The sequence below is a fragment of the Criibacterium bergeronii genome, from assembly GCF_001693775.2.
Lineage (GTDB): Bacteria > Bacillota > Clostridia > Peptostreptococcales > Filifactoraceae > Peptoanaerobacter > Peptoanaerobacter bergeronii.
In genome coordinates, this window is the sequence record NZ_MBEW02000009.1 from 1 (window position 1) to 24,284 (window position 24,284).

The following is a 24,284-nucleotide window of genomic DNA, read 5'->3' on the forward strand; positions in this document are numbered from 1 at the left end:
TGTTATTTGTATTTTATTCATAGTCCACCTCAAGATATATTATACTACTTAATTTCTATCTTGAGAATAGTATTATATGTATTTTTGAACGCCTTCTTCATTTTGATTGCCATATCTATCATCCAATCAAACTGTTCAGACCAAGTATCCTTATTATCAAAATCAACCGTCTTATACACCAGGATACGGCTTGCTTTTTTCTCCGGGAGTTCATTCCACTCAAGTTGCACACCCATCTCCTGTTCAATGGCAGCCTTGTTGGAATAGAATTTGTGATACAGTTCTTTATCATCGGAAATATACCATTCCACAAGAGCGTGGTTGTATTTTCTTATCTGCGACATACTGATGTGGCAAGCAGAGGAGCCGACACTGAATGTCATCCAATGGTCAGTACTTGCTTTCCTTTTATTGAATTGCTTTGCAAATGCGTTGTTTTGGAATGCATAGTCGTTAAAGGCAACCCAATAATCGTATCTTGCTTGCAATGTAGGGGAATTACTGGTGTTACGCTTGATTTCCTTTGCCCAGTCATTCGGCTTTTCTACAACCTCGAACTTAACGGCAATATCAGAACTGCCGATTTGATACAGCTTAATTTCTACAAGGAAGAACGCAATATTCTCATCGGTGTGATTATTCAACCATTCGATAGCCGAGCGATGTTCTTATCTTGCTCTCTTTACAACCCAAATTACAATGTCAGCAGATTTCCCGGACGCATATGTAATCAACTTACCCAGGTGGTCATGGTTCGTATCCTCAAGCTGATTCTCGATGATAATTTTTCTGTCCGTTCCGGTTTCAGTTGCGTAGATGTCTACATTGAAGTCACCAACACTAGACTCCGTCTCATCAACGGTAATCTCCAATCCAACGGCATCTGCCAACAGAGTAAGATTATCCTCTTCCGCAAGCCAAGGAGTAAAGTCCAATGCTTCATGCGGCCAGACCTTTCGTAAGTCTTTTATTTCTTTTAATTTCCCTAAATTTATCATGGTACTATTCCTCCTTGTCGCAAGATAATCGTCTTATCCACTCGACCTATTACAAAATCATCTTATCAACTCAACCTTGCCCATTTTCAACCTGTCAACTCAACCCTTGTTTTCATAGTACAGCAAGGTGCATTTGTTATCCAAAAGAGCCTATGAAAAATGCACTCCTGACTCTCGGAAATGCCTTGTTTTCAAGCCTTTTTCGGTATTTACTTCTGTACTTTTGACATCAAGACTACGCACTCGACATGTGATAGTTAGGCTTTTTAGGAAACTTATCAATATATGCTAAAAAGCCACATTTCTTGCGGTTTTGACAGCTATATTGTCTTATCGACATTGTGTTTGTGATTGGGCTATTTCCTTGAATAATAAAAATATTACTCCATTAATATGTTCCAATGTCACCTCTAATACTATTAATGAGTTTTCTACGAATTATTTCAATTCTGTTATTTAGTGGATCGTCAGCGTTTCCTACGTTACGACCAGATATAAAAGCATTATGTACTTCTACTTCAAACTCCACAAGACAGTTTCGTACATCTTGACTAGCATAAAGTTCAAATATCACCTTATCCGATTCACAAAAATGTTTATAATTTTCTTTAGCCATATAATACTTATCCCGAATCTCTGATATCTTTTGTTTTGAGTATTCTCTGTTTGAAATTTGTATTTCAATATCATTTCTTCGTTCATAATTGACATTTGCGTTTTCCAGCTGATTTTTATAGTCCTCAATTTGATAATCCAAACTCTTTAAAACAGCATCAAACGATTCCATTGAATAGTTTGGAGCATATTTAACATACTGCAAAGCATCGTTTGGTGATGAGTTTGGATACTGATTAACAATATCAACTAACTTTGCATATATGTCATTTAATTTCTCCATTTTTACTTCATACTTTTTTTGTTGAATTTTCAGTTGACTCTTATGTGTCTCAATCAGTGAGTTTATAAATAAAGTGGCTATTGTTGTAATTAAAGTCACTCCCGAACCAATAAGCGTTGCTATAATTGTTTCTGACATTGATATTCCTCCATTGCACTTTTATTAATCTTTTTTCTTTGAACTATATTTCTCACTTTTCCTCTTACTACCATTCTCATCCTTCACCACATTACTTCTCCAACCTTTCTCAATCTGTACAGCCTCAAAAGTTTCCGTTGAAATTATTGCGGGATTATTTTCTGATGCCAGATAATGAACATCGCTTTTGCCTGATTTCAAAAGCTTAACATCTCCAGTATATTTTTCATAACTTAACATAACATCAATCGTCCTCTTACACCATTTTTCTTTGCCGGTCGGATAGAGAATTTCTCGTTTTTGAAGTTCTTTAATGATACCTAAAACACTTTTTCCACTAAGGTATAAATCAAATATCAGCCTAACATTTTCTGCCTGCTCCTTATCGATAACCCGTTTTCCGTCCGAATTATGCTTATATCCATAACACTTTCTGTCATAAAGTTTTGAAGTTCCAAGTGCGGCACGTTGCTTAATACCCCATTTTATATTTTCACTTCTTGACTCGTTTTCAGCTTGTGCAAGTGCTTCGATAATTGCTATCATCAAATCACTGTCAGTGTTTGCAGTATCCAATTCTTCCTGCTCAAATACTACACGAATACCCAGAGTTTTTAATTGATTAAGAGCATCTAAAATTTCAACTGTATCTCTGCCGAACCTGCTGATATTTTTCGTTATAACCATATCCAACTTTCTAGAGCGGCAATCGTCAAGCATACGATTGAACTCTTTTCTTGATGAACTCGTTTTACTTGTAGAAATATCTATATAGGCATCAGACAAAACCCATTGCAGCATTGAAGCAGTCAATCTTGTTAAATGTGGTATTTGAGCAGTCAAACTTTGAAGCTGATCCATGCTATTTGTACTTACACGACAGTAAATTCCGACACGTTTTTCTCTTGTTGGTTTCGGAGGAATGTAATAAACATTTGGTTTGTTTGGCATATTTTCTCACCTACCCACGCTTGGCTAATTATCATATTCGTATTATTCATCAATGATGATTAGCCTATTTAACAATCCTATCAACTCAACCTTGGAATAATAATTTCGTCAACCCAACCTACCCAATATCTATTTTGTCAACTCTACTATTATAGATTGATATGTTCCCAAAGTCTTGATTTTATGGCATTTGACAGGATTGTTGACATCATCAAACAGAATTTAAAATTCCACAAACGCCTTAAAATCAAGGGACTTTCGCACTTTTATTTCTTCACTCTTGACATCAACACTACCGTATAGACTTGCTTATCATTGTCCAAACCTTTCATAAAATATTTTTTATCTCATTTTTTAGTAAAGCTTTATCCTGATGGTTATTTTTAGGTTTTATTCTTCCAAGAACCTTTTTTTCCACTGTTTGTGTCCAGTATATCTTTAATCTTTTTCTTGCACGAGTAATTGCTGTGTAAAAAATACTATGAGTTATTAACTCATCAATCTCATCAGTTATAACTATTTTTACTGAATCATATTCTAAGCCTTGTGCCTTATGTATTGATACAGCATATGCAACCTGAAACGGAACAATAGTTTGAGATATCCTATCGTAATCCTCATCTGTACTCTTGTTTTTATAAACATCAAAACGAATAATAGAATTTCCAGTTGCTCCATTTCCGATAATTTCAAACTTTAAATCATCCACATTAAGTTCAATTAACGGCTTATCTATCTCTACATCAAATTGAATTCTCTCGGTAACTTTTCCTTCATCATATACACGAAAATCCACAATCCTGGCCTTCATATTATTATGAATTACTGGTAGCTGTTCTTTACTTGCACTAAAAAACTGATCAGCAGAATCATTAAATAGAATTGGATCCCCTACTCTATATCGTTGTACACCTCTCCATATTTCTTTGCCACTATTGTTCTGCTGCATAAAGTGATTAATATTATTTATACCGTAGAACCCGCCATAATTTAGACAAAGAATTATTTCATTTTCCTCTGCTTTATTAAATATTGAGGTATCAAGAGTTGCAGAAAATTCTCCAGCTTGTAATCTATCATAAACATCATCTTCCATCTTACGAACATTATTCCATAGTTCGAGCAATTGTCTACTTTCGCTTCTATATGGTGTTGTTAACTCATAAACCGCTGTTTTCGGCAAAAAGCTACGAACAGCATCAAACCAATTTCCGAATTCAATTGCCTCAATCTGATATGTATCACCAACCAAAACAAGCAACTTAAAATTAACAAGTTCCAACAATTTTTTCATATTTTTGTTGCTAACTGTACTACACTCATCCACAATTAAAATATCATAATCCATTTTAATGTTTTTTGCATATTTATTATTGAACTTGGTAATTGTCATAAACTCACAATCCATGGATGCAACAACTTTTCTTTTAAGATTATTCACAGCTGGATTTGTATGAGCTAAATAGAGCTTTGAATAATTATTGAAAAAATGTGAAATATGATTAATTAAAGTTGATTTTCCAGTTCCTGCGGATCCATATATTAATGCGATATGTGAATTAGCAAACATATTAATTAATGCTGTTTTTTTTTCGACTGAATCAATCTGATAATCTGTGGTTTGAAGCCAGTGATTTACGGTATGGGTATAGTTTTCTACTCCACTTTCTGCTAAACTTTTAATTTTTTGTATTACAGTTACTGTATCTTGTTTGTAACTATCGATATAGATATAATTATTTTTAACAACTAATTTACGCGATTGCTGCCTTTCATTTGTATATAGGAGTTTATTGTATTTTCCAACAAGTAAATCAACATCTTTAAAATCTCCTAATTCATGCTTGCCATTCTCTTCACATTTTTGTAATGGTGTAAAAAGTATACCCTTTTGTTCTGTATTGTTTTTTACAATCCACGCTAATATCTCGTGTTCTCGCCCATCCACATCAAGTGAATCAAATAAATCCGACAAAGCAGGAACATGATGTTTTAAGGCAGAACAAAATGGCATAGTATCAAAAGGAATGCACTCATAAGCCAAGTACAAATTTGAAAGCTTAAAATTTCCACCTACATATTCGTGCTGATATTCACGATTATTAAATCGCCAATGTTCTTTATATTGTTCTTTCAGAATTCTATTTGTCATATGATGAAGTAAATATCTAATAACATTGCACCCTGGTCTATCATTTTCAATATAATATCTGCAGTTATTTAAAATATCAAAAAAATGTTTTGATTCTGTTTGGGGAACTATGCTGTCATATACCTTCTGAAATGCTTCATCCGAAAACATTACAATTTCTGATAAACTATATCCTGTTGCTGTTAAATATCGTGTTATATTACGCTGCTCTGCTATTCCAGGAATAAACCCATTATTATTAATTAGTTTAGTAAAATTAGAAAACTCACATGGACGAATACTAACTTCCCAGTCAACAATAATGCGTATTGGCATTTGTTTTTCAAACAAGTTTATATTATTATCTGCTATTGCGAATTTTACTGCATAATAATCTGTAATCTCAATATCTGTAAAAGCAATAATACGGTCTGTTTTGCTTGCCCTGTCATTCGCAGGTATAAATGCAACTTCATAATATATTTTGTTGCCAAAAAAGAAGGGCTTTATTCTTTGTACATAAAATCGATCAAATCTAAACCCATTATGTATAGGAGTGCTATACTGATCCACTTTTTCTGCAATTTTCTCATAATATTCTTTTAAACCATCATCTGTTTCTATTGGGAATTGTTCAAGATTTTCTAATACATTAAAATTATAATTTTCTTGTAAATAATTTTTAATTCTTAAAAGATATTCATAATATTTCAGCATCAAACGCTCTGAATTTTCTTCTTCTAAAGTACGATGTGAAACCGAAACTTGCAAAAAATGATGAAATCTTGATAAGTGTCGCAATGAACTTTCATTCTTTGCATATTTTACTGCTTTTTTTACGTTCTCCTGAGTATCTTCTATGTCACCTCCATTTGCATATATTTTGAGCATAATATGTTCAACAAAATGACGAAGCTGAGAAAGAATATCTTGAGATATCTCACCTCTGGTCGTATTATTAATAGCATTTATATGGCGACATATGACTCTATTACTTTTCAAAATTTGTTCATCTATTTTCAACACTTAAAATCCCCCTTTTCAAATCAAAACTTGAATATTTTATATCATCTTATAATACTTCAACACATCTAAAATAGCTTCTTCTTTTTCAATTGGACACTGTGGAACTTTATGGTTCTCGTTCTTTGAAATATTATAGTGTTCCCTAACTTCTATACCATGCTTTTTCTTAACTTGTGCAATGTACAAAGTAGATACTTTAAACCCGAACTTTTCCAAAACATAGTTTTGAATTTGCTTATAGGTAGCTTTACTCTCGGCACTTGTTAAGTCCATATCATCCATCGGAAGTTCTACACTAATATATTTCTTTGAATCTAGTTTGGAAAGCAGCGTGATTGCTTCCACATGGCTTGAGTGGTCTGAATTGATAACAAATGAATTTTTTAGATTTTTACGTTCTCGGAAACATATCGTTATATTTACAAATATAATTATACATGAAAAAAAGCAACAAAGACGATATTTTTTTCTAATCCTCCTTGTTGCTTTTTTATAATTGTATATTGTTACCCTGCTACTTATATGATATTTTGATTATTTTCCTTAATATCTTTCCAGAATGATTTTATCTGTTCCTTTGAATCGGTATCTTTTTTAGAGACGATGTCAAAAAGTGAATCATATAGCTTTTCTGCAAAAAGTGAGGCATCAATATTGTGTAGTTCCAATCTTTCATCTAAAAGTTCAATGCTTATTTTTCTTTTTTGCGTGTCTTTTGTTAAAATGCTTCCATCAGGTAACTTCATATTTCTTGATATATCACTTTTGAATACCATTTCATCCCAGTTAAATGGATTGTCTTCGAGATTAGCACTCTTCAATTTAGATGCAATTCTTTGCTCAAATAAATCTTTTTGGTCTTGTGGTATATAGGTTTCTCTGCCTATGAAATAATATTTGATACCAGTAAAACTGTCTGTTTCTGGGGTCAAGTTTTTTATATACTCTTCGCAAGCAATACCGTTATAAGACTCATAATATTTGCCAGTGGCCTCATTGAAGCATAAATCTATTCCATCTTTTTTTCTAGATTGTAAAAGCACAGTACTACTAGGTTTATTATAGACATTTGCTGTTTCACATACCGGTGACTTATCATAATAATCGCAGGAGTTTTTATTATCAGATGATTTTTTTAACTTGTCTGTATTATTTAAAACTCTCACACCTATAGGTTTAGTAATGCTTTGAATATTTCTTATATACAAGTTTATCACCTATTTCATTAAATGTTCTACATCAATCTTAAATTGTACATTGCCAGTCTCGCGTCCGATTTTCCCCATAGTGTAAGAAAAATAATATCTTGAATTTGGTGTTAATTCTTTCCAAGTTATTTTTGCAAATTCGGATGACATATTTGCAATCCCAACTGTTTTTAAAAGTCTACCATTGTTATAAATCTTTATATCCCCTTGCATCCATGATTTCCCACCATTATTCGGGAAATTTATATACATATCAAGCTCACCATTTGAATCTGCTGGCAGACTGTAACGTCCCCAAACAGGCTCTGTTATTCTACTCATAGATTCAAATTGCGCATCTAGAGCATAATACCTAGGTGGGTCATTTGGACCCATATCAATTTGATAACTAACCGCATTAACATCGATAGAATTAGCAAAAGTCACTATTAAAAAAGCTACCGAAAAGACAAGTATTCTTTTTAAAAACTTATTTATATTAATCATACAAACATCCCTAGATTAATTAAAAAAAATGTTTTATCTGTAAATTATTTTTTAGACTGCATTAAAAATTCGTTTTCCATATATTCCTTATACTTAGTAAATAACTTTTTAAAGTATAGGGCTTTATCGAATATACCTGCATTTGTATAGTTGGTAGTTTCTTTTTCTAACAGCGAAATAAAGTCGTGCTTTTTGTCAGAATTATAAAACATTATCCCACCGGTTGTTGGAAATTCAAAACCACTTATTTTTCCTTCTTTATATGCTCTCACGCAGTTATATTCATCCATCGTTGCATTTGTTAAATCTACCTGTTTTGGATATACGTATTTTACTTTTGTTTCTTTATCATTATTATAATGATACTCTATTTTTATTTTTGGATTTTCCTCTGTAGAATCCTCAGCATACGAACCCCTGTAATAATACATATTACCGTCACCTATATTTCTAGATGCTGTGAATAAAGTATCTTCTTCACGTGTATACATCCAACCTGATGTAGTATTTACAGAAAAACTTTCTGCATTTGATGAACTAACCCCAGTGATTTGATTTTTTCTGACTTTATCATAATTTATGTTACCTACATTTTGTATTTTCATATATTATATCCTCTAATTAATAGGTTTCACTATGACTAAATGACATAGAATTATATGGATGATTCAAAGATTCAAATCTACCCTCCAATGTATATGTTTTCCCTTTTATTGCTGTTCCACAATCAAAATGATATACGAATCCATCTGCACCAGTGCAAGACAATACTATGAATTCGGTTCTTGATGTATCCGGTCTTACTCTATCCCCGTTAATGAATACATAATCTGTTCCATAACCCATAACTCCAACAGCCATGTAGATATGATTATCTTCTTCATCTACATAGCCACCTAAATATGTTACATTACTAACTGGTTTTGCAGGACCATCTCCAGGGCAAGCCGCACTTGAAATACTACTAAATCCAATTCCTATAAAAAGCACAAATAATAAACTAAAGACCATCATTATTTTCTTGTTAGTTCTCATAATAACCCCCCATGTTTAATATTTTTGTTTTATACTTAAAATCCACCTTAATAGAATACTTTTACATTATCTGCGTCTACGATTATACATTCTTAAATTTTATTTTGATTTTTCCATCTGCAGAATCTTCATAGTCAAACTTAAATTCTCCAGATTTACTATCGTACTCAAATTTCTTGCCATTTACATAAAATGCTTCATTTGTATTTATTCCCATAGCATTTAGCACTTTTTTTATTCTGCTCGTTTCTTCTTTAGTTATTCCTAATGGTCTTCCTATTCCATAAGTTTCTCTGTTTGCTACTCTTGTGAATTGTCTCATCGAAGAAGCCAGACTGCTTGCAAAGCTAGTAGCGTACGACCTTTGATTGATATCAATCCAATCAGGTATACTAAATTGTACTCCATTATTTGTCCATTTTAGTGTTGTGCCATCTAATAACGTTACAGTCTCCCCTGGAACTAATGCAATACTGTTTTTCATTTTAGAGTATCCATTGTCATCTTGTATGGCAAATTCGGTTTTAGCACCTTTATTACTTAGATAATTTTTTATAAATGATGGTGGATATCCAAGACACTTTCCATCACTATCAAAGTGCACCTCATCGTTATCGAAATCATTAGCTAATTCTAGCCATCTGCCATCAGGTGTTTTCCCTATAAGAAAGCCACGCTCACCGACTTTAAAATCTGTAAATATAGTGTCTTTTACACCTGCAATCCCTTGATGCTGAAAACTATCTTTAAAACTTTTTTCATTATTTGTTGATTTGGCATTCTGATTTTTGACTTGAACATTTCCTCTGTTATTTATTACATTTGTTATTTGCATTTTATATCCTCTTTTCTCTAATTTTTAAAATAATTACTCCATTTTCCTTTTGGTCTGATTATCGAACAAATTTTTTAAAAATCAACCCAGTTGACACAATTAACCAATTTTTTGACACAATTTGCATAAAAAAAGACTAATCGATAATTTTTATCACGTAGTCTTTTAGAATTTACTATTAAAATTTGTATGATATTTATGATTATTTTTCATTCATGATAATCATCACGTAGACTGAAAACTTTTCTTCATCAAAATTAATCTTAAAAACCCCATTATATTTTTCTAATATTTCTTTCACGTTTTTTATTCCTATACCATGATTTTGTGAATCTTCTTTTGTTGTAATAAAAGCTTTATCATCTTGTTTTATTTTTCCGTTATAGCTGTTGTCGAGTTTTATTATAAATTTATTTTTCTCGTCTATTATTTTTATATCAATATTTCTTTTTTCTTCATCTATTTTCATTTGTGCCTCTATTGCATTGTCAATTAAATTTCCTAAAATTATTGATAGATGATAATCACTCAACGGAATTGTTTCTCTGATTCTTATGTCTGTATTTATTTTTATTTTATTGTCTTTCATTTTTTTGATTTTATAGTTTAATATGCTATTTAGAACCTCATTTTTTGTTTTTATATAATTATCTTCAGAGGTGTAAAAATCTAATAGGCTATCTATGTATTCAAGAGCTTTTTCATCACTTTTTTCTTGTATTAAGCCTCTTATAGACAAAAAATGATTTTTTTCATCGTGTTTATACTTTCTTAATAAGCTTATCTGCTCGTTCATATATTTTAGTTCTTTTTCATAGGACTTTGTCTTTTCTTTGAATGTCTCTATTTTAAATTGCTTATTCAATGAGTTAGTAAGTTTTTCATAACCCCACATCGAAAATAAATTTATGAATATGAATGTTATAGAAATGATTGTAAAAGTTTCGGTATCTATAGTCGATTTTAAAGCTAATAAAAATGTTGTTATTATTGTGACTGAAGATATCACCACATTTAAAATAGGAGTATTAGCTGTTATTTCCATATACTTTTTTGTTTTAAAAAAGTATTTTATCAGTATTGCAGTTAACAAAAGTAGTATATTCCCTAAGAAAATAATTGAAATCTCTAAATGGTGTACGCTTTTAAAAATACTTTTTATATGTGAATCAAATACATACGAAACACTAATTTCCTCTATAGCTAAAATAGCGTATGTAATAATAGCAATTTGCATATTATTTAAGACATTTTCATTGTATAAAAAACATAACAAAAAAAGACATAACAAATTTGCCAACATTGTTACGATTGGGATATTTATAAATGAAAATACTGTTGTTACAATTATATAAAAAAGAAAGTATGCTAAAATTTTTATCTTTTTGGGATAGACAAATTCTTCTTTTTGAAATGTACTCATCAGTAAGTAAATTGTATATGTATAAATCAAATTTGTAGCATAGTGAAGTATGTTAAAATTTCCCATTTTTCTCCTTACATATGTATCATATCGTATTTAGCAACTTGTTCAAAAAAATCTTTACTTTTTCCTCTGCTTATTTTTATAACTACATCATTTGACATTTTCACTTTGTCTTTATTAAATTCTACAATATGCTCTATGTTTACAATATATGATGAATGGCATATTGCAAAGCCAAAATTTTCAAGTTCTTTATATACATTTGCTATAGTAGAGTAAAATTCAAATTTGCCATCATTTGTAACTATCTTCACTTTGTGCCTTGAAGATTCAAAATATATAATATCTGTGATTTTCTTTTTTATATCTTTTCCTTTTACATTAAATGTAAATGTTTTTGCCTTGTTATCTAAAAGTCTTAAAGCTTCTTTCAATGTTTCGTAGACTTCTTCTTTTGAAAAGGGTTTAATCAAAAAATTATTTGGTCTTATTTTAAATAGCTCCATAGCATAGTCTTTTATAGCTGATATATAAACTATTTGTATGTCGTCATTCGACAATTCTTTTCTTATTTTATGTCCAACTTCTATGCCTGTAATGTTATCCATTTGTATGTCCAAATATAGTATGTCAATGTGATTTTCGCTTAAATAATCTACTAGCGCTTGTCCATTCAAAAAAGCATAAACATCAACTTTTGTATTCAAAGCAACTGCATATTCTGTCAATATTTTTCGTAATTCGGCAATTATATTTTTATCATCATCACAAATTGCTATATTTATCATAGTAGCTTCCTTTATCATAAGCAATTGATTTCTATCACAAATGGTATTTACACAAAACTACTAATTTACCTAAACTGTCAAACTAATATTTTAAACGTCCCTAGTATTATACCATTATAAGTAAAATAATTCACACCAAAAAGTCAAAAAAGAGCCTCCCGACTTTTTTATTATACCTCTATACCTGATTTAAAAACAATCTTTATTTCATCATCGTAAACCACAACCTTATCAATTAACTTTCTCACCAGTTCCTCATCATAATTAGTGATGGATAAGTTTTGACTATCAAGAAAACCTCTCATTTCTTTAATCCTCTTATTTATCCCTTCTTTTTCAGCTAAATCAGCGTAGACTTTTCTTTTTTGTTCCCTTAAATCTTCTATAGCTTGTGTCAAGTCATCATAGTTTTCTCTTGCATTTGCTTTTTTGATTAGCTCTTTTTGAAGGTTTAACATCTCTGCTTCTATTTTTGAAACTTTGCTGTCTGCATTATCTAACAGCACATCTTGTATATTTGTCTTTAAGGTTTCTCTTATACTTTCCTTGTTTTCAATTATGGTGTTTATTGCCCTCACACCTGGTGCTACACTATAAAAGTAGACAAATAATAAGACAAGATGTATCATAAAAATAAACACAAAAACAAGGATGTTTTATGCCAAACAAAGGAATAAGATATGACGAGGAATTTAAAAAATCTATTGTAGAATTATACAATAATGGAAGAACACAAGCTTCTTTAATAAAAGAATATGATATATCTCAGTCTGCCATCTCTAAGTGGATTAAACAATATTCATCTGTAGAACTTGGTGATGGCGAAATCTTTACAGCTAAATAAATTAAGCAGCTTCAACAAAACAACGCTAAATTAGAAGAAGAAAACTTAATATTAAAAAAAGCGATTGCCATATTCACGCCACACTCAGGCAGAGACTAACTGCTGTCTACAAACTTAGAAAAGAAAATAATATCAATACTCTTTGCAGAATTTTGAATGTGAATAGAAGCACATATTACAAACATTTTTTTTCAAAGCCTTCGAATAGAGAACTTGTAAATACTGAAATTAAGAGTAAAATTTTAAAGATTTATGTTGATTTTAGAAATTCTATTGGTGGCTACAAAATTAAAAAAGTTCTCCTGCGTGATTATGGTATAAATATAAGTGCTGGCAGAGTGTACAGACTTATGAATTCAATGAACCTTCCTAAAGCTAGAAAGACAAAACCAAAATGCAAGTCTTCTCCAGCTGAAAATAAAGTCTGCAAAAACCATCTAAAACATCAATTTAACCAAGCTGCTCCTAACATTGTATGGGCAAGTGATTTTACTTACGTAAAAGTAAACGGTAATTGGTATTATTTGTGTGTTGTTATGGACTTGTTTTCAAGGAAAATAATAAGTTGGAATTTATCTTCAAAACACTATGTAGATCTTGTAAAAACAGCATTTGAAAAAGCATACGAAAAAAGAAAATATCCAAAATCGTTAATGTTTCATTCTGACAGAGGCTATAAGTACAACTCAACATCCTTTAGAAATCTGTTAGAAAGCTATGGAGTTTGCCGGTCTTTGTCTAAAAAAGGCTATCCTTATGACAATGCCTGTTTGGAGAGTTTCTTTAAGCAAATGAAATCAGAAGAAATAGAAAGCAGAACTTATAAGAACATAAAAGAGTTATATTTTTCTTGTTTCGAATACATCCAAAGGTACAACAATAAAAGACCTCACGGTTCACTTGGTTACTTAACTCCAAATGAGTACGAGAAAAAATATAAAGAAAGGAGTGTTTAATTTTTTATATTTATTAGAAAAAATATTCTAAAAATGTGTCCAATGTATTGACTGCTACGCAGCATGAATCCTCACTTCTTAACTGGCCAACCGTCCCAGTGGGTTGACTTTATATTTTCTTTTTCTTGTTTCTTAGCTCTGGGCATCGATGATCAGACGATGAACTTTGAAACAAGTTTTGAGTGTCAAATACTATTTATAAAAAATGGCGACTTACAATAATATGCATACCGTTTGGTACTCTCGGACATGTTAAGTAAACAAAAAGAACCCAAGTAGTTTTATCAATGGAATTCTCCAATCGTTAAACTACTCAGGCTCCCTCTGCTATGGCTTCCATACCACACGGTTTGCTCTTAAGTATTCGCATATATTAAATTTTCCTTTACTGATTTCCTCTGAATTACCAATATGATTATGGACTACAGCCTTGTGTTGCGGCATAGGTTTCTTCGGTGGAATAATCCGAATAGTTCCTATGGCCATATTTTAGGGATCTCTAGTATCATCTATTATCGTGCTTTCTTAAATTTACCACGATTTTTATTAGCAATTGATGGATTATATACCTGTTTTAGAAAATTAGACATTGTTAATCTTTTCCCTTTCGGACCTTCAATAACAGGATCACCATCTTCACCTTGATAGCGCATACAAAATTTAGTACCGTCGTCAGCATAAATTGGATAATCAGTCTTTGTCATCAATAACCCTCCTCTATTAAGAAGTCTAAAGTTAAATAAAATAACTTTTTATTTGGACATATTTATATTACTCTTTGAACTGCTCCAGCCATTGCAAAAAACTTTCTGTTGTGACAATTCCATTTTTCATTTTTTCCCTCCATATCTTAACTTCAGACATAAGATATGAAAGTTTTTCTTTAGCATCACGATTCTGTGGATGTCTTATTGTTATCATCTTATATTTCATATAAACTTTTCTGTATTCTTTAGTTGCAATATCATTTTTTTCCTTATTTGCTCGTGTTACCTGTGCCCCTATATCTTTGCATAACCTCTTTGGATCTTGCGGAGATGGATACCAACAATAAATTGCATCTATTCTGCCTTCAGGAACAAAGTACTTTCCACAGTTAGCGCATTTCGTAAACTTTACATTGTTGTCCATACAATGTGCTACTTCAAATAATAATAATGACATTGATGATTTGATTGTATATAGTGAATGAAACTTTCCTTCATAATTTGCTATACGAAAATCAATGTGCTGAAAATTTATATTTTCACTAAACATAGACCAAAATGCATTTACTTGATCCTCTTCATATTCATCTTCACTAGCGAGCATCAAAAAGCTGTGTTTAAATGCAACATATGACTGTGCATACCAGTAATATGCAGAAAGCAATGCCTGCTTATTCGTGGATTTTCCCAATTTACTATAGCCACTACCTTCAAATATAAACTTTCCTATAGAATCTTCTTCCTTTATTTCTATAAAAAATTCATCAAGATTTGACATTTCTTCCTTACACATATCCGAAACTAAATCCATGAATTCAAAAGTAATAATAACTGCTGAAGCTATTCCAATTTTTTCTTCTAACTTATCAACAAACCAAGGGAAAAACTCTGCTAATGTCTTCTCCGATGGCTTTTCCTCTAAACGAGAATACTCCAATATGACTTCTTTTAAGTCTGTAGGATGTAATCTAGCATACTCAGCAATCATCCCTCCTATCGGATATTCTTTTATACCACGATACATAACAACATTTTTTTCTCCATCAAAATCTACTATTAATCCATCCATCTCCATAACATTAACCTCCTGTTGTCAATTAATATTTTAATTTTCATCTCGCAACTCGTTAACAATAATTATTTTCATTTCTTATTGATAAAATTATATAATATTATCCGTAACAGTGCAACAATCAAAATATAGTTTTATTAATTGATAACAAGCTTATTGCATATAAGCCACTCCGAATCATAAGAGGACAGATCACCCTTCACTTTATAAAGGAAAATCAGCCCTCATACACAGAGTGTTTTTCTACAATAGTTTTTCTAAAATCTCTTTGAGCTTTCTTAAAATTCTATCCTTTCGCCATTGTATAGTCTGATAAGTTACACCCTTATCTTTTGCAACACTTGATAAAGTTTCATCATAGAAATACAAACGCTCAATAAGCTCCTTTTCTTCAGCATTAAGTTTTGATATGGCACTTCTGAGTGCTTCAATCATCATCTGCGCTTCTACAACTTTTTCTATATAAATGCCCTCTTCTACAATGTTATCTACAAAGTGTCCATCATGATCTAATGATGAAAAAAAGAGCAAGTGGTTTTTCTTGTCCACCTGCTCTAAATACTTTTCGTGTTCTTTTTCTCGTCAGTAGACTTCATATATCTGCTCGCTGACTTTAACCCTTTGTCCGTTGACATAAAGGTAATATTCTTTTGTCATATAGTTTCCTCCATTTCTTTTTTGTCTGCTTGTTTTCAGGCAAAAAAGGAGGACCTCTTACGCCGGGCATAAGAGGTCCTCTGAAATGAAATACGCTTGTTCTTTCTTTAAGTGTATTTAATTTTATTGGAGAGTATATGGAAGGACATACAAACAGAGAGTCTATATGAAAAAGGACTGTTTTTGTTATGATTCATCATTTCAAACGAATACATAGACTCCTGCATTATATCTCCCTCCGTTCCTTATCTCTGATAAGATTTCATACATTAAGCCTTTCTGATTTGGTGTGTTTATTCTGCTGATAAAAGGGAGAGAGCTTACGCTTTTTCTTTCCCCATTTTATTCAGTTCCCCAATCATCATGAAGATGCCAACAACAATCATGATGAAATCTACAAGTGGTTGCGTAAACCAAACAGCTTTTACTCCAAATATCATTGGCAATAAAATCATGGCAGGAACAAACAAAAACAGTTGTCTAAGCATAACAATAGTTCCGGCTTTCTTTCCGTTTCCGATTGATTGGAAGAAAGTAATCGTCATAACCATTACTCCATATAGGATAAATACGGAATAAAATAATCTAAAGTTTCCAACACCCTGTGCAATAATATTTGCTTCTACACCAAATAGGGAAAGTATTTGACTTGATAGCAGTAGAGATGGAATCCAAAAGATTCCTGCAAGAACTAAACCGCCAATAGAAAAGACCTTCATAGCGTCTCTTACTCTGTCATACTGTTTTGCCCCAAAGTTTGTTCCAACAACAGGTTGTAAGCCTTGACTCATTCCCCAAAGAGGAATAAATGAAAAGGCATATACACGAAGTGATGCCGCCATCAAAATTCCATTGGTATCTCCGCCATACTTAAATGCCATTTTATAAAGCATAGTTTGTTGTATCATAAATAAAAGCTGCATCATCATAGCAGATGAACCTACCCCAAACATTTCTTTTTTTATCTCCGGATCAGACTTTATCTTATGGATTTTAACAACTTTACTCTTTTTCAAGAAATAATGTAGTGTTGCCACTGCCTGAACAAATTGTGCTGTAATCGTTGCAAGGGCAGCACCTTCAATGGCATATTCACCCATTATTGTCATTAAGATTGGATCAAGGATAATATTTAGCAAAGCTCCAAGTCCCATAATCGTCATAGCTTTTTTCATCAATCCTTCGCCACGCATAACCATGTTTGCGGACTGTGTGAAGTTTACAAATAGAGAACCTATAAAAATCACTCTGAGGTATCTAATACCATAGGCTTTGATTTCACCCGTTGCACCGACCATATCTAAAAAATGCGGAGCAAGAAGTATTCCTCCAACCGTAATAATTACAGAGAAGAAAATCACCCAATAGATTAGGTTACCCATAATTTTATCTACAGTTTTTTGATCCCCTTTACCGATTGCTCTTGAAAGTACAGATGCAGAACCTACACCAAGTAAAGTTGAAACACCGCTGTTAAAAAAGGTAAGTGGCATTGCGACACCGCAGGCAGTCATTGCTGTCTGTCCTATAATTTTCCCTGCAAATATTCCGTCCATTAACGGATACAGACCGATAACAATCATTCCGATAACTGCCGGAATAGATAGCTGAAAGAGTAAGTCTATCGGTCTTTTTGTTAGTAACTGTTCTTTCATATCTTGTTTCATTTACATTCCTCCAAATATTGTTTATATTATAGGCAATTACTCGTTTGATTGAAAAACTCCTCGATTGCCTTTATATTTTTTTCATTCCTATTGCCATGCCATTTTAATTTTCCATTCTCCATAAACATAAAATAATCACAACAACATTCTACTAATTCCGGATCATGTGTGATAATAAAAATAGTTTTTCCGTCCTCTTTAAGCCTTATCATTTCATTAGAAACTTCTTTCATATTCTTAAAATCCAAACCACTTGTAGGTTCGTCCAAAATCAGTATTGTCCTATCAGAAGCGATAGCACTTGCAATTGCAACCCTTTGTTTTTGCCCTCCGGATAATGACATTGGATGGCAATCTATAAAATCCATTAAGTTTAATTTTTTACATATTTGATTAACTATTGTTTCTTTCCTTTCATCATTCTCTATACTCAAAAAAATTTCTTCTTTAACTGATTCGGTAAATAATTGATGATTAACATCCTGCATCACCATAAAACATTTTTTTAGCCTTTCTCTTGTAGCATAACTTTCTGTTTGTATATTTAAAGTTCCTTTTGCTTTTTCTTCAACTCCACATAAGCATTTTGAAAAAGTTGATTTTCCAGAACCATTATTTCCTAAAACAGCCACAATAGATTTTTGAGGTAATACAGCATCATTAATTTCAAAAAACGGCTCTTTTCCATAACTAAACATAAAATTCTTAATCTCTATTTGTTCCTTAGATTCTATATTTTTTATACGGCTACTGGTATCAATAGGGTGTATGCTCCTTAACCCCATATTATTTAAAATGCTGTTAGGTAATTTCTTGAACTCAACACAAGAAAATTCTTTGTTAATTTTTCCATCTTTCATATAAATAAATCTATCTGCAATATCTATTAAATATTGTAGTCTATGCTCTGCAATAACCACAGTTGACTTTTTTTCTTTCCATTTTTTTATGATATATTTTAACATTTTTATAGTTTGTATATCTAAATTAGAAGATGGCTCATCTAATACATAGATTTCAGGCTCCATAACAGCAGCAGAAGCACAAGCAATTTTTTGTTTTTCTCCTCCTGACATAGAAAACAAGCTCTTATCAAGCAAATCTTTTATATTTAATTCTTTTGTTACCTTGCCAATTCTTCTACAAATTTCTTCTCTTGAAATCCCAAAATTTTCACAGGCGAATGCAATTTCGCTTGTTGAATCTACATTGAAAAATTGAGTTCTTGGATTTTGAAATACTGATCCTACATATTGACTCAATTCATTAATAGAATTTTTAGAAATTTCATGTTCATTTACAATAACGCTACCAGTCAAATTTCCGGAATAATACCCGGGAATTAACCCATTTATCAACCTACTTATTGTAGTTTTTCCGCAACCGGACTCACCACAAAATACAACTACTTCACCAGCATTGATATTTAAATTAATATTATAAATTCCAGCATTCTTATTCCCGCTATCATAAGTAAATGACACGTCTTTAAATTCAATCAATGCTATCCCCTCCTATATAAAAATAGTCCTGTAAAGGCAATTGAAAAGAGTAAAATGAGCAAATCATATATAGTAAACTTTACTTTTACTACAGTAGTTCTCTTTTTCAAAGCTCCCAATCCTCTACTTATTGCCGCCGCCGACAATTCATCACCTATTTTTGCAATAGAAACGATTAAAGGTATTGTTACATATTCCAAGTATAAGCTTGGATTTTTCCACGCCTTTTTATTTTTAAAACTAATTCCTCTCATTTTCATAGCAGTCTTAATAGAGTTGTGTTCTTCTTTCAAAGTTGGAATAAACCTGAATGCAACTGCTGTTGGAATAATAAATGCATTGGGAATTTTCCACTTTACCATGGCTGCTATAAACTCGCTCGTTTTTGTGGACATTACAACATAATATCCCAACATAAAAATTGGAAATAGTCTTAAAATTAAGGCATTCAACAATACTGAAATTGTATTTATGAGTGTAGGCAATGTGTACATATCTTTCGTAAAGTGTGCCATAATAGCCAAGGTAAATAGCCCTCCATAAATGAAAGCTATCTTAACTTGTTTATTAGATAATAATAATGCTATTGCCACAATGGCGGATATAAGGCTAACTAAAATATCCTTATATCCGACAGACATTATGGTTGTTATAAATATCATAAATAAAATTTTAGTACGAGGATCTAAGAAAAAGCCCTTTGGTTTATTCGGTTCGTATACCTCATACTCTTCCATTAAATGATACCCGCTCTCTCAAAGTGTTTCTTAAGCATTTTCCTCCCTAAATTTGCACCAATAACTGAGCCGATAAAAATAATTCCAAATGCAGCAATCCCCATCCAAGAAGGCATATATTTTGCGAGTGCAAGTGCATATTGTTCTCCCATTTGTTGCTTAACACCTTCCATATAGGTATCTGCCATTACCCACATTGGCATTTGACAACCTATCATTCCGCAAGAAAATAGCCAAAATCCAATAACATTCTTTTTAAAACTCTTAAAACCACCTGATTTCATAACCAGATCACTGATAATTCCAAATGGAATATATCCCACTAACGCTAACCATGTATAACCCATTAAATACCAAAATATACCAATAATAATTGCCATAATAGTGACCATTCCAAACTTTTCTGTTTTTGTTAAAAACAACATGAATGGTATTCCTGTAACAATTGGAATTATCAAATATATTGCAGGATATAAGATTGGAATTGCATTCATCATTCCTACTACAAAAAATATAACTAAATAAATAGCCGTATAAATTCCTACATTGATTAAATCTTTCGCTGATAAACTTTTTTTCATTTTTAAAATCCTCATTATATTTTAGCAGTATAAAAAGCTACTCATTTTATATTTGAACCCTATGGTACAAAACATTTTTATCATTTATGACAAGTGCCAATTTACTGCAATTTTTCTTGCTTCAACAAAATTCTTATAGATACCATCCATTTGGATAAGTTCTTCATGTGTACCTCGCTGTCTTATCTTTCCATCAGCTAAAACAAGAATCTGATTTGCGTGTTTTATAGTTTTTAGTCTATGTGCAATCATAATTACAGTTTTATTTCTCGTAAGTTCCTCCATTGCAAGCTGTAATTTATCCTCATTTTCAGGATCAATATTTGCTGTAGCTTCATCAAAAATAATAATTGGTGCGTTTTTTATAATCGCTCTTGCTATTGATATTCTTTGTCTTTCACCCCCAGATAAACTTGCTCCACCCTCACCTATAACTGTTTCGTATTGTTCAGGAAGACTCATGATAAAATCATGACAGCACGCCTTTTTAGCAGCATCTACTACTTCTTCATGTGTGGCATTAGGCTTAGCAAACTTTATATTGTTTTCTATTGTATCTTGAAACAAATACACATTTTGAAAAACCATACTAATTTGCCTCATCAATGACTCTAATGAGTATTCCTTTACATCATGACCACCTATACTAATCTTTCCTTTATCTGCATCCCAGAATCTCGCAATTAAGTTGCAAAATGTTGTTTTCCCAGCTCCTGATGGTCCAACTATTGCAGTCATCTGATTCTGTGGTATCTCAATAGATATATCATCAAGAATCTTTTTGCCTGAATATGAAAACTCTACATTTTCAAATAGAATATTGAAGTTATCAGGATTTATCTCATTTCCCTCAATATCCATCTGTGGAAATTTTTCTAATTTCTTGGTCTGTTCAATAGAACCACTAACAACTCTAAGGGCAGTAGTTGCACTTCCTGCCAATTTAATTTGAGAAAAAGCAAGAAATGAAATTATAATTGTCATAACTGTATTTAGGAACGAAAGTTCTCCTCTGTGATAGAAGAAAATACCTGCACCAATTATTAAAATGCTAAACAAATCCAAAATAATATTTTGAGCAATCGTGTAAGGTGTGAACAGCTTTTCACAATCAAGATTTGTTTTTCTGGTATTTTCAATAGCACTTCTGACTTTTTCATCTCCTTTACCTGTTAAATTAAAGGATTTTATCACAGCCATTCCGCCAATCTGTTCTAAAATGGCATCAACTAATTTCGCAGACGCTACTTGTCGTTTAGGAAGAATCCCTCTTGACTTATTTTCCATTTTTGATAAAACAAGCAAATACAATAAACTTCCAAGTGTTACGATAATACCGATTCTCAACTCAAAAACTAAAATCATTAGTGTAAAGATTATTGTATTAATAAAACCAGATAAGGTATTTACCATAACCATTGCAGCAGTATTTTCTACATCCTCTAAAACAGTTGTAGAAATTCCAACGACTTCACCAATATTATTTTCATTAAAGAATCCCATAGGTATTTTTTTAAGCATTTCTCCTATAGCAATTCTTTTATTTGCTACCATAAAATAACTTGCATGGCATTGCTGTAACTGTGAATAATAATTCGCAATACTTCTCCCACCTATACTTACAACAAGAAGTATCAAAGCAATCCACGCAGGTGTCATACTCATATTTTTTTCAACAACAGCTTTCACTATAAAGTAAATGGCACTGATTTGAAGCATATGAAAAATTGCAAATAAGAAACTTACCAATATAGAATGGTATACATTTTTCTTCTCACCGCCTGAGAAATCTAAAATCTTTTTTAAAGCACTTAGCATTTTATTTCACCATCCTTTACTCCAATATGAGCTTCCCACATCTTTTGATATAACTCACAATCCTTCATCAATTCCTCGTGTCTGCCATATGAAACAAGCTCTCCATTCTCAATCAAGAAAATCTGCTCCGAATCTGTTATTGTTGACAACCTATGTGCAATAACAATAACCGTTTTATTTTGTATCAATTTAGATAGAGCTTCTTTAATAATTACTTCATTCTCCGGATCAATATATGAAGTTGCTTCATCCAATATGACTATTGGAGAATTTTTCAGCATAGCTCTTGCTATTGAGATTCGCTGTCTTTCTCCTCCGGAAACATGACTGCCACTACTTCCGACAATGGTATCGTAACCATGCTCCATCTTCATAATAAAGTCATGACAACCCGACTGCCTTGCAATATCTTCAACTTCTTTATCACTTGCACTTGGATTTCCCATTCTGATATTTTCTCTAATACTCTCATTAAAAAGAAAATTGTCCTGAGAAACAAAAGCTGTCAAACCATATAATTGTTTCAGCGGAATATCTGTAATATTATATCCACCAATTTTTATAGCTCCCTCAGTTATGTCCCAATATCCAGCTATCAATTTTGCTAAAGTTGACTTGCCACTACCACTTGGACCTACAAAAGCTACCGTTGTTCCTTCCTTTATATTCAACGATACTCCATGAAGAACTTCATTTTCTTCTTCATATCCAAACTTGACATCTTGTAACTCAATACCATATTGCTTGATATCAGCATATTTATCGGAATGCTTTTGCTCCTTGCCTTCCAAAATTAAGTTAATAGAATTTGCAATAGTTCCTATCTTTGCAAGACCATCAACGAAATTCATCGTTTCAAGTAACGGTCCTGCAATACCTAAAGATAAAATGATAACAGATATAAATACTTCTGCACTTAAACTGCCATGAATGTAGAAATACCAACCAAATGGAAGTACTGTTATCATTGTCGTTGGTGATATATTTTTAGATAAAGATACTGGTAACTGACAGCTCTTCATCCATCCATAAAAGTATTTTGCATTAGCAATAACCTTATCTTTATATTTTGCATATGATCTCTTATCCTGATTGAATGTCTTAATTACTTCTATTCCATTAACATACTCAACAATCGCAGAGTTCATATCTCGATTGACTTTTACAGAACCCTCGTACTGAACGGCATAATTTTTCATTACAAATCCCATAAAAAGCATCCCCACAGGAATGGATACTAATGATAAAAGAGCCATTCTCCAATCAAGAAATAATAAGTAAATAAATATACTCAAAGAGCCTAATAAATTTGAGGTCATTTCAGGTAAAAGGTGTGCCAGAGGCTTTTCCATACTTTCAACTTGATCAACCATAATTTGCTTAAAATTTCCACTTGGAACAGAGATTATTTCCCCTAATGGCATCTTTGGAAGTTTTTCAAGCATTTTTAAACGAACATCTTTCAGTACACTAAAAGTTGCTTTATGAGATACAGATAAAGCCATAGAGTATAAAAATGATTTTAAGATGTAGGATAATAATCCTATTCCTAACCATAAGGAATAAATTTTAACATCCTTATTTCCATTTAACAATTCAACTAAAATAAGACTTGCTGCAATATATGGAATAATCCCTGCAATAACACCGATACTCGCTATAAATACAGATGTTTTTAACTTTGAATGTTCCTTTTTTGCAAGCTCCCACAATATAGTAGCAGGACTTTTTTGATTCATAATCAACACCTCCAAATGAAATAACTTAATTAGCTAACTTAGTTATCTTTATTTTAAAAAAATATAAGGGCGTTTAATACCCTT

The 24,284-nt window shown here is 31.9% G+C and carries 24 protein-coding genes and 1 pseudogene; 2 read left to right on the plus strand and 23 right to left on the minus strand.

All coding sequences use genetic code 11. The annotated features are described in order from the left end of the window. Window positions 1–44: 44 nt before the first annotated feature. From BBG48_RS11260 to BBG48_RS05520, 14 genes are all read right to left on the minus strand, one after another. Complete coding sequence (locus BBG48_RS11260; protein ID WP_243446745.1) at window positions 45–644, minus strand: DUF4268 domain-containing protein; 600 nt, start codon at window positions 642–644, stop codon at window positions 45–47. A 24-nt stretch (window positions 645–668) separates the two neighbouring features. Beyond that, window positions 669–998: a hypothetical protein gene (locus BBG48_RS11265; protein WP_243446746.1), complete on the minus strand. Its 330-nt coding sequence runs from the start codon at window positions 996–998 to the stop codon at window positions 669–671. A 388-nt stretch (window positions 999–1,386) separates the two neighbouring features. Further along, window positions 1,387–2,034 carry a hypothetical protein gene (locus BBG48_RS05465; RefSeq protein WP_199560384.1) on the minus strand — a complete coding sequence of 216 codons (648 nt, stop codon included), beginning with the start codon at window positions 2,032–2,034 and terminating at the stop codon, window positions 1,387–1,389. A 24-nt stretch (window positions 2,035–2,058) separates the two neighbouring features. After that, window positions 2,059–2,985: a recombinase family protein gene (locus BBG48_RS05470; RefSeq protein WP_068912701.1), complete on the minus strand. Its 927-nt coding sequence runs from the start codon at window positions 2,983–2,985 to the stop codon at window positions 2,059–2,061. A gap of 328 nt (window positions 2,986–3,313) precedes the next feature. Beyond that, window positions 3,314–6,139, minus strand: coding sequence for an ATP-dependent DNA helicase (locus BBG48_RS11270; RefSeq protein WP_243446747.1), 2,826 nt, complete (start codon window positions 6,137–6,139; stop codon window positions 3,314–3,316). Between the two features lie 39 nt (window positions 6,140–6,178). Next, a complete protein-coding gene (locus BBG48_RS05480; RefSeq protein WP_094754398.1) occupies window positions 6,179–6,424 on the minus strand; it encodes a 23S rRNA methyltransferase in 246 nt (81 codons plus the stop codon). A gap of 236 nt (window positions 6,425–6,660) precedes the next feature. Then, window positions 6,661–7,350: a hypothetical protein gene (locus tag BBG48_RS05485; protein WP_068912706.1), complete on the minus strand. Its 690-nt coding sequence runs from the start codon at window positions 7,348–7,350 to the stop codon at window positions 6,661–6,663. Between the two features lie 9 nt (window positions 7,351–7,359). Then, window positions 7,360–7,836 carry a hypothetical protein gene (locus tag BBG48_RS05490; protein ID WP_068912707.1) on the minus strand — a complete coding sequence of 159 codons (477 nt, stop codon included), beginning with the start codon at window positions 7,834–7,836 and terminating at the stop codon, window positions 7,360–7,362. A gap of 44 nt (window positions 7,837–7,880) precedes the next feature. Then, window positions 7,881–8,441 (minus strand): hypothetical protein, encoded by a 561-nt coding sequence (locus BBG48_RS05495; protein ID WP_068912709.1) that lies wholly within the window; start codon window positions 8,439–8,441, stop codon window positions 7,881–7,883. A gap of 16 nt (window positions 8,442–8,457) precedes the next feature. After that, window positions 8,458–8,871 carry a hypothetical protein gene (locus BBG48_RS05500; RefSeq protein WP_068912710.1) on the minus strand — a complete coding sequence of 138 codons (414 nt, stop codon included), beginning with the start codon at window positions 8,869–8,871 and terminating at the stop codon, window positions 8,458–8,460. Window positions 8,872–8,953: 82 nt separating this feature from the next. Next, complete coding sequence (locus BBG48_RS05505; RefSeq protein ID WP_068912711.1) at window positions 8,954–9,706, minus strand: hypothetical protein; 753 nt, start codon at window positions 9,704–9,706, stop codon at window positions 8,954–8,956. Window positions 9,707–9,908: 202 nt separating this feature from the next. Then, entirely contained in the window at window positions 9,909–10,751 is an 843-nt protein-coding gene (locus BBG48_RS05510) for a sensor histidine kinase (RefSeq protein ID WP_243446748.1), read from the minus strand. Between the two features lie 452 nt (window positions 10,752–11,203). After that, window positions 11,204–11,920, minus strand: coding sequence for a LytR/AlgR family response regulator transcription factor (locus BBG48_RS05515; RefSeq protein ID WP_068912716.1), 717 nt, complete (start codon window positions 11,918–11,920; stop codon window positions 11,204–11,206). A gap of 170 nt (window positions 11,921–12,090) precedes the next feature. Further along, window positions 12,091–12,498: a hypothetical protein gene (locus BBG48_RS05520; protein ID WP_147292832.1), complete on the minus strand. Its 408-nt coding sequence runs from the start codon at window positions 12,496–12,498 to the stop codon at window positions 12,091–12,093. Window positions 12,499–12,578: 80 nt separating this feature from the next. Between BBG48_RS05520 and BBG48_RS11275 the strand changes: the two genes are divergently transcribed. Both BBG48_RS11275 and BBG48_RS05525 read left to right on the plus strand, forming a co-directional pair. After that, complete coding sequence (locus BBG48_RS11275; protein ID WP_068912719.1) at window positions 12,579–12,764, plus strand: IS3 family transposase; 186 nt, start codon at window positions 12,579–12,581, stop codon at window positions 12,762–12,764. Window positions 12,765–12,814: 50 nt separating this feature from the next. Further along, complete coding sequence (locus BBG48_RS05525) at window positions 12,815–13,720, plus strand: IS3 family transposase (RefSeq protein WP_330410304.1); 906 nt, start codon at window positions 12,815–12,817, stop codon at window positions 13,718–13,720. 512 nt (window positions 13,721–14,232) lie between these two features. Here the strand turns inward: BBG48_RS05525 and BBG48_RS05530 are convergent. The 9 genes and pseudogenes from BBG48_RS05530 to BBG48_RS05570 form a co-directional block, all read right to left on the minus strand. After that, window positions 14,233–14,424, minus strand: coding sequence for a hypothetical protein (locus tag BBG48_RS05530; protein WP_068912721.1), 192 nt, complete (start codon window positions 14,422–14,424; stop codon window positions 14,233–14,235). 67 nt (window positions 14,425–14,491) lie between these two features. Next, window positions 14,492–15,502 carry a DUF6076 domain-containing protein gene (locus tag BBG48_RS05535; protein WP_068912722.1) on the minus strand — a complete coding sequence of 337 codons (1,011 nt, stop codon included), beginning with the start codon at window positions 15,500–15,502 and terminating at the stop codon, window positions 14,492–14,494. Between the two features lie 240 nt (window positions 15,503–15,742). Further along, a pseudogene (locus BBG48_RS05540) lies at window positions 15,743–16,156 on the minus strand (sigma factor-like helix-turn-helix DNA-binding protein). 320 nt (window positions 16,157–16,476) lie between these two features. After that, entirely contained in the window at window positions 16,477–17,823 is a 1,347-nt protein-coding gene (locus BBG48_RS05545) for an MATE family efflux transporter (protein WP_068912724.1), read from the minus strand. Between the two features lie 26 nt (window positions 17,824–17,849). Continuing rightward, window positions 17,850–19,325 (minus strand): ABC transporter ATP-binding protein, encoded by a 1,476-nt coding sequence (locus tag BBG48_RS05550; RefSeq protein ID WP_068912725.1) that lies wholly within the window; start codon window positions 19,323–19,325, stop codon window positions 17,850–17,852. Between the two features lie 2 nt (window positions 19,326–19,327). Beyond that, a complete protein-coding gene (locus tag BBG48_RS05555; protein ID WP_065359337.1) occupies window positions 19,328–20,062 on the minus strand; it encodes an energy-coupling factor transporter transmembrane component T in 735 nt (244 codons plus the stop codon). Then, window positions 20,062–20,643 carry an MptD family putative ECF transporter S component gene (locus BBG48_RS05560; RefSeq protein ID WP_068912727.1) on the minus strand — a complete coding sequence of 194 codons (582 nt, stop codon included), beginning with the start codon at window positions 20,641–20,643 and terminating at the stop codon, window positions 20,062–20,064. The genes BBG48_RS05555 and BBG48_RS05560 overlap by 1 nt, the downstream gene beginning before the upstream one ends. A gap of 84 nt (window positions 20,644–20,727) precedes the next feature. Continuing rightward, window positions 20,728–22,461, minus strand: a complete 1,734-nt coding sequence (locus BBG48_RS05565; RefSeq protein WP_068912728.1) for an ABC transporter ATP-binding protein — start codon at window positions 22,459–22,461, stop codon at window positions 20,728–20,730. After that, window positions 22,455–24,200, minus strand: coding sequence for an ABC transporter ATP-binding protein (locus BBG48_RS05570; protein WP_060383944.1), 1,746 nt, complete (start codon window positions 24,198–24,200; stop codon window positions 22,455–22,457). The genes BBG48_RS05565 and BBG48_RS05570 overlap by 7 nt, the downstream gene beginning before the upstream one ends. Window positions 24,201–24,284: the final 84 nt, after the last annotated feature.

What these genes read in the sequence shown, in the direction of transcription:
- BBG48_RS05535 (WP_068912722.1), bottom strand. Translation starts at nt 15,502, where the DNA reads ATGGAGATGGATGGATTAATAGTAGATTTTGATGGAGAAAAAAATGTT.
- BBG48_RS05510 (WP_243446748.1), bottom strand. Translation starts at nt 10,751, where the DNA reads ATGGAAATAACAGCTAATACTCCTATTTTAAATGTGGTGATATCTTCA.
- BBG48_RS11265 (WP_243446746.1), bottom strand. Translation starts at nt 998, where the DNA reads ATGATAAATTTAGGGAAATTAAAAGAAATAAAAGACTTACGAAAGGTC.
- BBG48_RS11275 (WP_068912719.1), top strand. Translation starts at nt 12,579, where the DNA reads ATGCCAAACAAAGGAATAAGATATGACGAGGAATTTAAAAAATCTATT.
- BBG48_RS05560 (WP_068912727.1), bottom strand. Translation starts at nt 20,643, where the DNA reads ATGAAAAAAAGTTTATCAGCGAAAGATTTAATCAATGTAGGAATTTAT.
- BBG48_RS05565 (WP_068912728.1), bottom strand. Translation starts at nt 22,461, where the DNA reads ATGCTAAGTGCTTTAAAAAAGATTTTAGATTTCTCAGGCGGTGAGAAG.
- BBG48_RS05490 (WP_068912707.1), bottom strand. Translation starts at nt 7,836, where the DNA reads ATGATTAATATAAATAAGTTTTTAAAAAGAATACTTGTCTTTTCGGTA.
- BBG48_RS05570 (WP_060383944.1), bottom strand. Translation starts at nt 24,200, where the DNA reads ATGAATCAAAAAAGTCCTGCTACTATATTGTGGGAGCTTGCAAAAAAG.
- BBG48_RS05530 (WP_068912721.1), bottom strand. Translation starts at nt 14,424, where the DNA reads ATGACAAAGACTGATTATCCAATTTATGCTGACGACGGTACTAAATTT.
- BBG48_RS05555 (WP_065359337.1), bottom strand. Translation starts at nt 20,062, where the DNA reads ATGGAAGAGTATGAGGTATACGAACCGAATAAACCAAAGGGCTTTTTC.
- BBG48_RS05545 (WP_068912724.1), bottom strand. Translation starts at nt 17,823, where the DNA reads ATGAAACAAGATATGAAAGAACAGTTACTAACAAAAAGACCGATAGAC.
- BBG48_RS05470 (WP_068912701.1), bottom strand. Translation starts at nt 2,985, where the DNA reads ATGCCAAACAAACCAAATGTTTATTACATTCCTCCGAAACCAACAAGA.
- BBG48_RS05505 (WP_068912711.1), bottom strand. Translation starts at nt 9,706, where the DNA reads ATGCAAATAACAAATGTAATAAATAACAGAGGAAATGTTCAAGTCAAA.
- BBG48_RS05480 (WP_094754398.1), bottom strand. Translation starts at nt 6,424, where the DNA reads ATGGATGATATGGACTTAACAAGTGCCGAGAGTAAAGCTACCTATAAG.
- BBG48_RS05495 (WP_068912709.1), bottom strand. Translation starts at nt 8,441, where the DNA reads ATGAAAATACAAAATGTAGGTAACATAAATTATGATAAAGTCAGAAAA.
- BBG48_RS05500 (WP_068912710.1), bottom strand. Translation starts at nt 8,871, where the DNA reads ATGAGAACTAACAAGAAAATAATGATGGTCTTTAGTTTATTATTTGTG.
- BBG48_RS05465 (WP_199560384.1), bottom strand. Translation starts at nt 2,034, where the DNA reads ATGTCAGAAACAATTATAGCAACGCTTATTGGTTCGGGAGTGACTTTA.
- BBG48_RS05515 (WP_068912716.1), bottom strand. Translation starts at nt 11,920, where the DNA reads ATGATAAATATAGCAATTTGTGATGATGATAAAAATATAATTGCCGAA.